This window comes from Phenylobacterium sp. (assembly GCF_036723115.1).
GTDB lineage: Bacteria > Pseudomonadota > Alphaproteobacteria > Caulobacterales > Caulobacteraceae > Phenylobacterium.
On the sequence record NZ_DAIMHV010000015.1, the window covers coordinates 23,270 to 34,896 of the forward strand.

The following is an 11,627-nucleotide window of genomic DNA, read 5'->3' on the forward strand; positions in this document are numbered from 1 at the left end:
TCCTCTACGGCGACGAGCCCCGCGCGATGGTCCGGAACCGGATTTGTAGCGAGGCTTCGGACTAGCAACCCACAAGCGCCGCCTAGAGTTGCGTCGCCGAATCTCAGAATTTTTTCAGCGCTCTGTCGTCGCCTTGCAGAAGCCGACCCTCCCGGCAAGCGGGCGGGCGCCCAGAGTGTTTTTCAACCTGGAGGCGGCGTGCGGCGGTCAGTAGCCGGCAGGCAGCATGACGCGGGCGCGCAGTCCGCCTTCGGGGCGGTTGATCATCACAGCGTCGCCGCCGTGGCTGCGGGCGATGGAGCGCACCACCGCCAGGCCCAGGCCGATGCCGCCGGTGTTGCGGCTGCGCGAGGGCTCCCGACGATAGAAGGGCTCGAACACCCGCTCGGCCTCGTCCTCGGGTATGCCGGGGCCTTCGTCGTCGATCTCGATGATCGCCGTGCGCTCCTCCACACGCACCCGGGCGCGGGCCCGATCGCCGAACTTGACGGCGTTCTCGGCCAGATTGGTCACCAGGCGCCGCAGGGCCACGGGATCGCCCTCGATCACCACCTTGGGCGAGGGCTCCACCTCGATGGCCGCCCCGGTCTCGGCCATCTCGTCGCAGACGCTCTCCACCAGCGAGGCCAGCTCCAGGCGGGTGCGCTTGCCCGGCTGGGTGGCGTCGCGGACAAAGCCCAGGGTGGCGGCGACCATGGCCTCCATCTGGTCGATGTCGGCGGCCATCTTGGCGCGCTGGTCCTCGGGCGCGTTTTCGATGCGGAAGCGCAGGCGGGTCAGGGGGGTGCGCAGGTCATGGGCGATGGCGCCCACCATGGCCGTGCGATCCTTCACATAGCGCCGCAGGCGTTCCTGCATGCCGTTGAAGGCGCCCACGGCCACGGCGATCTCGGCCGATCCCTTGATGGCCAGGGGCGGGGCGTCGGGGTCGCGACCCAGGCGTTCGGCGGCCTCCGCGAACAGCCGGAAGGGTCGCGACAGCTGGCGGGCGAACAGCCAGGCGAAGGGAGCCATGACCAGGGCCGACAGCACGAACCACAGCATGACCCGCTGCTGCCAGATATTGAGGCCGAAGGGTCGCTCGGGCCGCACCACCACCCATCGTCCGTCGGGCCGATGCAGGGCGACCTCGAAGGGCGCCACCAGGAAGCGATCCTCCGCCCCTTCGCCGCCGGCGCGCTCCATGCGCTCGCGGACGATGCGGAACACCCGGCGATCGGAAATGGGCAGCCGATAGGTCTTGGCGATGACGATATCGGTGGGCGCCACGCCCAGATCCTGGGCCAGCTGGTCGCGGGCCCAGAGCATGCTCTCGGCGGTCGTTTCGCCGCGCGGGCGGTCGGCCTCGATGCGGAATTCCAGGTCCCGCCGCTCGATCAGCTCCACCCGCTGCCCCTGGAGCGCCTGGGTGATCTCCGAGAAGCGATAGAAGTCCGGAACCGGCGGCGGCAGGTTGAACAGCAGGAAGACGCTGATCGCCTGGGCGGCGATCAGGCTCATGCCCACCAGCAACAGGACCTGGACGAAGAGGGAGGCCGTGGCCCGGCCCGCCCTGCGCCGGCTCATGGACGCTTCACCTTGGGGGTGAACATGTAGCCCTCATTGCGGATGGTCCGGATGAGGTCGTGGCCGCCGCCGTCGTCCAGCTTGCGGCGCAGGCGGCTGATCTGAACGTCTATGGCCCGGTCGAAGGCGTCGGAGTCCGGGCCACGGGCGAAGTCCAGCAGCTGATCTCGGGTCAGCACCCGCTGGGGCCGCTCGACGAAGGCCCGCAGCAGGGAGAACTCCCCGCTGGACAGGTTCACCACCACACCCTGCGGCGAGCGCAGCTCCCGCCGGACCAGGTCGAGGCGCCAGCCGGCGAACTCGCAGGCCGCGCCCAGTTCGTCGGCGGCGCCGGTCTGCTCGGCCCGACGAAGCACCGCCCGGATGCGGGCCAGCAGTTCGCGGGGATTGCAGGGCTTGGACAGATAGTCGTCGGCGCCCAGTTCCAGGCCCACGATGCGGTCGGTGTCCTCGCCCATGGCCGAGAGCATGATGATCGGCGGGGCGTCGCCCACGGCCAGGCGGCGGCAGATGGCCAGGCCGTCCTCGCCCGGCAGCATGACGTCCAGCACGATCAGGTCGACGGCGTCGCGCTCCAGCGCCTGTTCCATCTCCCGGGCGTCGCCGGCGGTGGAGACCGCATAGCCGTGCCGCCCCAGGAAGTCGGAGACGACGTCGCGGATACCCGGATCGTCATCGACCATCAGGATGCGCGCAGCCGGGGCGGGGGACTCGATCTGGGTCTGCATGCGGGCCATTTTCCCCCTCCGCCGTAACCGTCAGATTTCACGCCTGAAAAGGCCGACGCGCCAGATTAGCGCGCCAGCACCGCGTCGGCCACGAACGGGTTGGTCCGACGTTCCTGGCCAAAGCTCGACATGGGACCATGCCCGCAGACGAAGCGCACGTCGTCGCCCAGGGGCCAGAGCTTGCCCGTTATGGCGTCAATCAGGTCCTGATGATTGCCGCGGGGGAAGTCCGTGCGGCCGATGGAGCCCTGGAAGAGGACGTCCCCAACCTGGGCGAAACGGGCCTGCCGGTGGAAGAAGATGACGTGGCCCGGCGTGTGGCCGGGGCAGTGATAGACCTCGAACTGGGTTTCACCCAGGGTCACCACGTCGCCGTTCTCCAGCCAGCGGTCGGGGGTGAAGCTGCGCGCCTCGGGCATCCCCCAGCGGGCGCCGTCGGCGTCCATCTGCTCGATCCAGAAGGCGTCGTCGCGGTGCGGCCCTTCGATCATCGCGCCGGTGGCGGCCTTCAGGGCGGAGGTTCCCCCCGCATGGTCCAGATGACCGTGGGTGATCCAGATCTTCTCCAGCGTCAGGCCGTGCTCGGCCAGGGCGGCCAGCAGGCGAGGGGTCTCGCCGCCGGGGTCGATGATGGCCGCCTTCCGCGTGGCGACGCACCAGACGATGGTGCAGTTCTGCGCCAGGGGCGTGACAGGCGCGATCAGGGCGCGGATGGGCGGCTGGGCGTCAGTCAATGCGGTTCACCTTCTCTTTTCGCGTCATTGTTCCCGTTTCGCGGCGGGGCGAAAAGGCCCCTGATTGACTCCGATTGTGGGTCGGGCGGCGGCGTGCGTAGCTCCGGCCACTCGGGCCGCGTCGTGCTTCGCCCGTCAGGACAAGACTTGCGATGAAGATATTCGCAAAAAAGCCAATCGAAGTTCTGCTCGCCCAGGCGGCGGAACAGGGCGACCACACACTGCGCCGGGGCCTTGGTCCCGTCAGCCTCACTGCGCTCGGCATCGGCTCGATCATCGGCGCGGGCATATTCGTCCTCACAGGGCAGGCTGCCGAGGCCCACGCGGGACCCGCCATCATGTTGTCCTTCGTCGTCGCCGGCTTCGTCTGCGCGCTGGCGGCGCTCTGTTACGCTGAACTCGCCTCCACCATACCGGTGGCCGGGTCGGCCTATACCTACGCCTACGCGACGGTCGGCGAGTTCTTCGCCTGGATCATCGCCTGGGACCTGATCATTGAATATCTGTTCGCTGGCGCCACCGTGGCCGTGGGCTGGTCCGGTTACTTCGTCGGCCTCATGGCTGACCTGGGCGTCGCCATACCCGCCGTCTGGAGCCAGGCGCCCTTCCTGGTCAACAACGCCCACCAGCTGGTCGCCACCGGCGCCATCCTGAACGTTCCGGCGGTCTTCATCGTCGGCCTGACCGCAGCGGTGCTGATCCTTGGGATCACCGAATCGGCGACCTTCAACAACGCCATCGTCCTGCTGAAGGTGGGCGTGGTCCTGCTGGTGATCGTGTTCGGCTTTCTCTACGTGAACCCCGCCAACTGGCAGCCCTTCATCCCCGAGCCCACGACCGACCCGGTGACCGGGGCGTCAAAGTACGGCCTGGGCGGCGTCTTCGCGGCCGCGGGGGTGATCTTCTTCGCCTATATCGGCTTTGAGACCATTTCCACGGCGGGGCAGGAGGCGCGAGATCCGCAGCGGACCCTTCCCATCGGCATTCTCGCCTCCCTGGGAATCTGCACGGTTCTCTACATCCTGATGAGCCTGGTGATCACGGGCCTCGCCCCCTACACGACGCTCAATGTCCCTGCGCCAGTCTATGTGGCCGTGGACAATGTCGGCCCGGCTCTGGCCTGGCTGAAGCCGGTGGTGACCATCGGGGCGACCGTGGGGCTTGCTTCCACCATTATGGCGCTACTCTATGGGCAGTCGCGGATATTCTACGCCATGTCTCGGGACGGGCTGTTGCCGCCGATCTTCTCCAAGGTGCATCCGCAGCGCCGCACGCCTTGGGCAGGCACCGCCCTGACCGCGGTGTTCGCCGGTCTCATGGCCGGGCTGTTCCCCATTGGACTTCTGGGCGAACTGGTCTCGGTGGGGACCCTGCTGGCCTTCTCGATGATCTGCGGCGCGGTCATCTATCTGCGCCTGACCCGTCCTGACCTGAAGCGCGGCTTCAAGACACCCCTGTGGTGGCTGGTGGCGCCCGGTGGGATGATCGCCTGCCTCTATCTGATCTCGAGCCTGCCTGCGGCGACCTTCGTGCGACTGGTGGTCTGGTTGGCCATCGGTATCGTCGTCTATTTCGGCTACGCCTACTGGCACTCCCGCTATCACGAAAGCCGACAGGCCGCGGCGGATTAGGGCGGCGAACCGGCCGCCGCGGGGACCCGGCTTGATTGTTCCGACGACGCTGGCCAAAGTTGCGGCCACTTGCGTCCGGAGGACGTTTCAAGCCGGGAACTCCAATGGTCGCAACGTCCCCTGCCGTGCATCCCCACTGGTCCTCCAGGGCGGCGTTCGTCCTGGCCGCTGTGGGCTCGGCCGTGGGCCTGGGCAACCTGTGGCGTTTTCCGGCTGAGGCCGGCGCCAATGGCGGCGGCGCCTTCGTCCTGATCTACATTCTCTGCGTGGCCCTGATCGGCGCGCCCCTGCTCCTGGCCGAGACCCTCATCGGCCGCCACGGACAGCGCTCCACGGTGGAGAGCGCCATGCTGCTCGCCCGCCAGTCCAAGGCGTCCAGCGCCTGGGCGAGCCTGGCGGCCATCGGCATGGTGGCCAACTACTTCATCCTGACCTTCTACAGCGTGGTGGCCGGATGGGTGCTCTATTTCATCGGAACCTCGGCCGCCGATGTGGCCCGGACCCTGTCCGAGGGGCAGCCCTTCGCCGGCGCCTACGCCAATCTGACCGTGGAGCAGATCCGCGCCCAGATGCCGGACCTGTTCGCTGATCCGGTGAAGATGACCCTGACCCACTTCATCTTCGCCGCGGCCACCACCTTCATCGTGGCCCGCGGGGTGAAGGGGGGGATCGAGGTGGCGGCCACCTGGCTCATGCCGGCCTTTTTCGTCCTGCTTGTAGGCATCACCATCTATGCCGGCCTCAGCGGGGACTTCGCCGCGGCGGTGCGCTTCCTGTTCACCCCGGACTTCGAGCGCGCCCTGCAGCCTCAGGTGGTGAATTCGGCTTTGGGACAGGCCTTCTTCTCCCTCAGCCTGGGGGGCGGGGCCATGGTGGCCTATGGGGCCTACGCCTCGCGGGAGACCAATCTCGGCCAGACCTCCGGCGTCATCGCAGGCGCCGACACCGCGGTGGCCATCATCGCCGGTCTCGCCATCTTCCCCATCGTCTTCAGCGTCGGCCTGACCCCGGACGCCGGCCCGACGCTCATGTTCCAGACCCTGCCGGCGGCCTTCCATTCCATGCCCGGCGGCGCCCTGGTGGCCCTGGCCTTTTTCGTCCTGGCGCTGTTCGCCGCCCTGACCTCGTCGGTGTCCCTGCTGGAGATCGCCACCGCCTATCTGGTGGAGCGGTTCAACATGTCCCGCGCGGCGGCGGCCAGCCTGCTGGGCGCCGGCTTCTTCCTGATCGGCCTCGCCTCGGTCCTCTCGTTCAATGTCTGGGCCGATCACCGGCCGCTCGCCTTCCTGCCGGGCTTCCAGAACGCCGGCTGGTTCGACGCCTTTGACGGCCTCACGGGCCGGCTGCTGCTGCCCCTGTCGGGCCTGATCACCGCCGTCTTCATCGGCTGGGTGGCCGATCGCCGGCTGGTGGACGAGGAGACCGGCCTGCAGAAGGGGCCGCTCCTGCCCCTGTGGCGCTTTCTGGTGGCCTGGCTCTGCCCTGTGGCGGTGTTCCTGATCCTGCTGTTCGGCCTCTTCCCGCAACTGGTCAGCTAGGGGCCGCCGCCGGCGTGCTGCCGATCCATCAGGTTCTGGAGTCCGTTCAGGCGGCCTTGGCGGGTTCGCCCAACCTCGTGCTGGTGGCGCCGCCCGGGGCGGGGAAGACCACGGTCACGCCGCTCGCCCTGCTGGACGCCCCGTGGCTGGCCGGACGCAAGATCATCATACTGGAGCCCCGGCGACTGGCGGCGCGGGCCGCGGCCGAGCGGATGGCGGCCAGCCTGGGCGAGGCGGTGGGCGCCACGGTGGGCTACCGCGTGCGCCTGCAGTCGAAGGTCTCGGCCCGCACCCGGATCGAGGTGGTCACCGAAGGCGTCTTCACCCGGATGATCCTGGCCGACCCCGGCCTCGCCGAGACAGGCTGCGTCATCTTTGACGAGTTCCACGAGCGCAGCCTGGACGCCGATCTCGGCCTGGCCCTGGCCCGGGACGCCCAGGGGCTGCTGCGCGAGGATCTGCGCCTGCTGGTCATGTCGGCCACCCTCGACGGGGCGGCGGTGGCGCGCGTGCTGGGCGATGCGCCGGTGATCGAAAGCCTGGGGCGCACCTTCCCGGTGGAAACCCGCTATCTCGGCCGCGACCCGGCCGCGCGGATCGAGGACGCGGCCGTCCGCGCCATCCGCAAGGCGCTGATGGAAGAGGCGGGCGGCGTGCTCACCTTCCTGCCGGGCCAGGGGGAAATCCAGCGTGTGGCCGAGCGCCTCGCCGGCCAGGTCAGTGAGAGCGTGATCATCGCCCCCCTCTACGGCGCCCTGGACCCCACGGATCAGGACCTGGCCATCGCCCCGCCGCCGCCCGGCCGGCGCAAGGTGGTGCTGGCCACCTCCATCGCCGAGACCAGCCTGACCCTGGAGGATGTGCGCGTGGTGGTCGATTGCGGCCTGGCCCGCGTGCCGCGCTACGATCCGGCCAGCGGCCTGACGCGGCTGGCCACCGTCCGGGTGAGCCGGGCGGCCGCCGACCAGAGGCGCGGCCGGGCGGGCCGGACGGCGCCCGGGGTCTGCTACCGTCTGTGGGACGAGGCCGAAACCCGCGCCCTGCCGGCCTTCGCCGAGCCGGAAATCCTGGCGGCCGACCTGTCGGGCCTGGCCCTGGACCTGGCTCGCTGGGGCGCGCGGGAGGTGGGCGCCCTGGCCTTCCTCGATCCGCCCCCGGCCGCGGCCTTCGGCGAGGCCCAGGCCCTCCTGCGCCGGCTTCAGGCGGTGGACGACGAGGGGGTGATCACCCCCCATGGCGAGGCCCTGGCCGCCCTGCCGCTGGCGCCGCGGCTCGGCCACATGCTGCTGCGCGCCGCCGAACACGGCCAGGCCCCGCGGGCCGCCGCCATCGCCGCCCTGCTGGGGGAACGGGGCCTGGGGGGACGCGAGGCCCATCTCACCCACCGGCTGGAGGCCTTCGGCCGCGACCGCTCCCCCCGGGCCCGGGACGCCCGGTCCCTAGCCGAGCGCTGGAGCCGCGACCTTCCCGTAGGCCAGGCCGAACCGTTGAGCGACGGCGGTCTCCTGGCCCTGGCCTTTCCCGAGCGGGTGGCCAAGGCCCGCGGCGGGCAGGGGGAGTTCCAGCTGGTGAGCGGTCGCGGGGTGTTCATCGAGCCGGGCGACCCCCTGGCGCGGGCGCCCTGGCTGGCGGTCGGGGAGCTGGGCGGAGGCGACCGCCGCGACCGCATCCTGCTGGCCGCGCCCCTCGGCGTCGAAGAGGTGGAGAGCCTGTTCGACGAGGCCCTCGAATGGGACGATCAGGTGGAGGAAAGCCCCACGGGGCGAATCCGCATCCGTCGGCGTCTTCGCCTGGGACGGCTCGTCCTGCGTGAGAGCGCCGATGACAATCCGCCGCCTGAGGTGGTGGCGAAGGCCTTGGCGGCCCGCCTCAGGAAGTCCGGCCTCTCAGCTCTCAATTGGGGTCCGGCGGCCCGCGCCCTTCGCCAGCGCATGGCCTATCTGAGGGCCGCTGCCCCGGAGGCCTGGCCTGATCTGTCCGACGCGGCCCTGCTGGACGCCCTGGACGACTGGCTGACGCCGCTGCTGGGCGATCTGCGCCGCCTGTCCGATCTGAGCCCCGATCTGCTGGACGCCGCCCTGCGCGCCCTGGTCCCCTGGGATGTCCAGCGCCGGATGGAGGAGGCCCTGCCCACCCATTGGACGGCGCCCACGGGCGCACGCCTGCCCATCGATTACGAGGCCGAGGGCGGCCCGCGGGTGGAGGTGAGGGTGCAGGAGGTGTTTGGCCTGCAGACCCATCCCCGGGTCGGCGGGCGGCCCCTGACACTGGCCCTCCTGTCGCCGGCGCGACGACCCATCCAGCTGACCCAGGACCTGCCGGGCTTCTGGCGCGGCTCATGGAAGGATGTCCGGGCCGAGATGCGGGGACGTTACCCCCGGCACCCCTGGCCGGAGGACCCGGCTCAGGCCGATCCCACCAACCGGGCCAAGCCTCGGAGCTGAGCCTGCGGCCCGAGGCGCTCAGCTTGCGGCGTAGATCATGATGCCCGTGGCCACCGAGAGGTTGAGGCTGTCGGCCCGGCCCCGCATGGGGATCTTCACATTGACGTCGCACAGGGCGGCCATGGCCGGGGGCAGGCCCTGCTGCTCATTGCCCATGAGGACCAGGGTGGGCGCCACATAGGCCGCGCTGCGGTGATCGGTCTGGGCCGTGAGCAGGGTGCCCACCACAGAGCCTGGCCAGGCGCCGCGCCAGGCGGCGAACTCCGCCTCGCTGGCCTTGACCAGGGGTACGGCGAAGATCGAGCCCATGGTCGCCCGGACGGCCTCCACCGAATAGGGATCGCAGCACTCGCCCACCAGCAGCACCCCGCCGCAACCGGCGGCGTCGGCGGTGCGTATGATGGTCCCCAGATTGCCGGGGTCGCGCACCCGATGGAGGGCCACCCAGCACCCGGCCGAGCGCGGCTCCAGGGCCGAGAGGGGGGTGAAGACCTGCTGGAACACCCCCACCACGGCCTGGGGATTATCACGCCTGGAGACCTTGGCCAGGATGTCCTGGGTGACCTCGATGACTTCGCCGCCGGCCGCCTCGGCGGCCTGGGCGGCGGCCTTCAGCAGGGGATGGTCGGCGGCCTCGCGGCCATAGAGCAGGATCTGGGGGACGGCGCCGGTCTCGACCCCTTCGGTGACGTTCTTGAGCCCCTCGGCCACGAACAGGCCCGTCTCGTCGCGGGTCTTGCGCTGGTGAAGGGCCCGCACCGCCTTGACCGTCGGATTGGTCAGCGAGGTGACCGTCCGGCTCATGACGCCCACCGGGCGAAGAAGGACAGGCCGATTTCGCGCTCGCCGGCCTGCTCGCTGAGCGCCAGCTCCCCCCATTCGATGGTCCCGCCGCGCCCGGCCAGGCGATCGGACAACAGTCCCGCCAGGGCCGCGCCCGACACCCGGGCGGCATAGGCGTTGAGGATCAGGAACGAGGCCTGATCCGACAGCAGCTGGGCGCACAGGGCCGACAGTTCCGGCAGGTCTTCGAACAGGCGCCAGACCTCGCCCGTGGGGCCGCGACCATACTTGGGCGGGTCCAGGATGATCCCCTCATATTGCGAGCCGCGCCGCACTTCCCGCTGCACATAACGGCGGGCGTCCTCGCAGATCCAGCGGATCGGCCGGTCCGAAAGACCCGAGAGCTCGGCGTTCTCGCGCGCCCAGCCGATGGCCTTCTTGGAGGCGTCCACATGGGTGACCGCGGCGCCGGCCGCGGCGCAGGCCAGGCTCGCCACGCCGGTATAGCCGAACAGGTTGAGCACCCGCGGCGGCGTCGGGGCGGCGGTGATGCGCTCGCTGAGCCAGGTCCAGTTGGCGGCCTGTTCCGGAAAGAAGGCCAGATGCCGGAAGGCGGTGAACCGGGCCTGAAAGCGGACGTCCCCCCAGCCCATGGCCCAGGCCTCGTCCGGCTTGTCCTTGAATCGCCAGCGCCCGGCGTCCTCCTCGTCGCTGGGGTCGAACACCGCATCGGCGGCGTCCCAGACCTGGGCGGGCAGGCGGGGGCTCCAGAAACACTGGGGTTCGGGGCGAACCACCTTGTAGGGGCCATACCGCTCCAGCTTGCGGCCGTCGCCGGAATCCAGCAGGGCGTAGTCGCTCCAGCCGGTGGTGCGCATCACGCTGGGAGACGGGGCGAGGGCGGGGCGGAGCAGGCTCATGGGGCTGGCTTACGAAAAACCTGTCACCGGCGCCAGAGCGCGCCATTCTATAGGCGCCGGTATGGTCCCGCCCCGCTGAAAAGGCTCGCCTTTCTGGCGTGGGGTTGTCAGGCGAGCGTTTTTCCGCTCCGCTTGTCCGATTGGATTGGGGGAGTCTGGAATTGAGCGTCACCACCACCGGCCGTCGTTCAGCGCGCAAGGCCAAGGGCGATGGCCACCTCCGCCGTGCGGAGATTCTGGCCGCGGCCGAACGCATCTTCGTGGCCGAGGGGTATGAGGGCGCCACAATCCGCAGGATCGCTGAGGAGGTTGGCGTCTCCTCCACGGCGCTCTACATGCACTTCCCCGACAAGGCCTGCATCCTGCTGGAGATCTGCCAGGGGGCCATGCAGGTTCTGCTCGACCGCAACAGCCAGATCGCCGAGCGCCCCCTCGATCCGGTGGTGCGCACCCGCATGATGCTGGAGGCCTATATGCGGTGGGGTTTCGAGCACCCCAACGCCTACCAGCTGGTCTTTTCGGCCGTCCGCCCCCTACCGGCCGACTCCGACGCCATCGCCGAACTGGCGGCCGGCTGCTACGACAAGTTCAGCGGCGTGGTGCGCGAGATCGCCGCCCAGGGCCGCCTGCGCCTGGGCCATGGGGACAGCGCCGCCCAGGCGCTCTGGGCCGCCTGCCACGGGGTGGTGGCCCTGCGGCTTTCACGCCCCAACTTCCCCTGGGAGCCCGTGGACGACCTTATCGAGATCACCCTGGAAGGCCTGCTGAACGGCCTGACGGTGGACTGAACCCCCTTAGGGATTGGCCGCCAGGTTCATCCCATAGCCGCCCCGGGCGAGATCCTGCGACAGGGTCACCTTGGCCGTGCCGTTGTTCAGCCGGGCGCGATAGACCTGGGCGCCTTCCATGACGCGCATCACATAGTTGCGGGTCTCGGTGAAGGGGATGCACTCGATGAAGTCGATGGGGTCGGTGCCTGAGCCCCGCGGGTCGCCGCAGAAGCCGATCCACTGGGCCGGGCGACCCGGTCCGGCGTTATAGGCGGCGATGGCCAGGGGATAGGAGCCGCTGAACCGGTCCAGCATCTGGGTGATGTAGGTCTGGCCCAGCCGCATGTTGTAGTCCGGATCATTGAGCAGGCCCTCAGAATAGGAGAGCCCGATCTGGCGGGCGACGATCTGGGCCGTGCCAGGCATCACCTGCATCATGCCCCGGGCGCCGGCCGGCGAGCGGATCAGCGGATCAAAGCCGCTCTCCTGGCGAATGATCGCCAGGGTGAGCGC

General features: G+C 69.8%; 10 protein-coding genes. 4 read left to right on the forward strand and 6 right to left on the reverse strand.

The features are described 5' to 3' along the window. Nucleotides 1–207: 207 nt before the first annotated feature. From V7D28_RS03430 to V7D28_RS03440, 3 genes are read right to left on the reverse strand one after another with little or no spacing between them, the layout of a single operon-like run. The gene (locus tag V7D28_RS03430) at nt 208–1,566 is read right to left on the reverse strand and encodes an ATP-binding protein (RefSeq protein ID WP_333585958.1); all 1,359 of its coding nucleotides are present in this window, start codon (nt 1,564–1,566) and stop codon (nt 208–210) included. Further along, nucleotides 1,563–2,303, reverse strand: coding sequence for a response regulator (locus tag V7D28_RS03435; RefSeq protein ID WP_333585959.1), 741 nt, complete (start codon nt 2,301–2,303; stop codon nt 1,563–1,565). Before V7D28_RS03435 ends, V7D28_RS03430 begins: the two co-directional genes overlap by 4 nt. 56 nt (nt 2,304–2,359) lie before the next feature. Further along, the gene (locus V7D28_RS03440; protein WP_333585960.1) at nt 2,360–3,028 is read right to left on the reverse strand and encodes an MBL fold metallo-hydrolase; all 669 of its coding nucleotides are present in this window, start codon (nt 3,026–3,028) and stop codon (nt 2,360–2,362) included. A 152-nt stretch (nt 3,029–3,180) separates the two neighbouring features. Here V7D28_RS03440 and V7D28_RS03445 point away from each other — a divergent pair, with 152 nt between their 5' ends. From V7D28_RS03445 to hrpB, 3 genes are all read left to right on the forward strand, one after another. Next, nucleotides 3,181–4,659 carry an amino acid permease gene (locus tag V7D28_RS03445; RefSeq protein WP_333585961.1) on the forward strand — a complete coding sequence of 493 codons (1,479 nt, stop codon included), beginning with the start codon at nt 3,181–3,183 and terminating at the stop codon, nt 4,657–4,659. A 104-nt stretch (nt 4,660–4,763) separates the two neighbouring features. Next, nucleotides 4,764–6,197, forward strand: a complete 1,434-nt coding sequence (locus V7D28_RS03450) for a sodium-dependent transporter (RefSeq protein WP_333585962.1) — start codon at nt 4,764–4,766, stop codon at nt 6,195–6,197. A 14-nt stretch (nt 6,198–6,211) separates the two neighbouring features. Further along, entirely contained in the window at nt 6,212–8,641 is a 2,430-nt protein-coding gene (gene hrpB / locus V7D28_RS03455) for an ATP-dependent helicase HrpB (protein WP_333585963.1), read from the forward strand. Between the two features lie 18 nt (nt 8,642–8,659). On the opposite strand, the gene V7D28_RS03460 is transcribed toward hrpB, so the two are convergent. Both V7D28_RS03460 and V7D28_RS03465 read right to left on the reverse strand, forming a co-directional pair. Beyond that, a complete protein-coding gene (locus V7D28_RS03460) occupies nt 8,660–9,445 on the reverse strand; it encodes a TrmH family RNA methyltransferase (RefSeq protein ID WP_333585964.1) in 786 nt (261 codons plus the stop codon). Continuing rightward, nucleotides 9,442–10,344, reverse strand: a complete 903-nt coding sequence (locus V7D28_RS03465; protein ID WP_333585965.1) for a class I SAM-dependent methyltransferase — start codon at nt 10,342–10,344, stop codon at nt 9,442–9,444. The genes V7D28_RS03460 and V7D28_RS03465 overlap by 4 nt, the downstream gene beginning before the upstream one ends. Before the next feature lie 161 nt (nt 10,345–10,505). On the opposite strand from V7D28_RS03465, the gene V7D28_RS03470 reads away from it, so the two are divergent. Next, nucleotides 10,506–11,132, forward strand: a complete 627-nt coding sequence (locus tag V7D28_RS03470) for a TetR/AcrR family transcriptional regulator (protein ID WP_333585966.1) — start codon at nt 10,506–10,508, stop codon at nt 11,130–11,132. Between the two features lie 6 nt (nt 11,133–11,138). Here V7D28_RS03470 and V7D28_RS03475 read toward each other — a convergent pair. Next, nucleotides 11,139–11,627 (reverse strand): lytic transglycosylase domain-containing protein (locus V7D28_RS03475; protein ID WP_333585967.1); only part of this gene is annotated, 489 nt, incomplete at its 5' end.

Bases quoted from the DNA above. Each gene is read 5' to 3' on its own strand.
- V7D28_RS03430 (WP_333585958.1), bottom strand. From the start codon at position 1,566: ATGAGCCGGCGCAGGGCGGGCCGGGCCACGGCCTCCCTCTTCGTCCAG.
- V7D28_RS03435 (WP_333585959.1), bottom strand. From the start codon at position 2,303: ATGGCCCGCATGCAGACCCAGATCGAGTCCCCCGCCCCGGCTGCGCGC.
- V7D28_RS03445 (WP_333585961.1), top strand. From the start codon at position 3,181: ATGAAGATATTCGCAAAAAAGCCAATCGAAGTTCTGCTCGCCCAGGCG.
- V7D28_RS03450 (WP_333585962.1), top strand. From the start codon at position 4,764: ATGGTCGCAACGTCCCCTGCCGTGCATCCCCACTGGTCCTCCAGGGCG.
- V7D28_RS03460 (WP_333585964.1), bottom strand. From the start codon at position 9,445: ATGAGCCGGACGGTCACCTCGCTGACCAATCCGACGGTCAAGGCGGTG.
- V7D28_RS03465 (WP_333585965.1), bottom strand. From the start codon at position 10,344: ATGAGCCTGCTCCGCCCCGCCCTCGCCCCGTCTCCCAGCGTGATGCGC.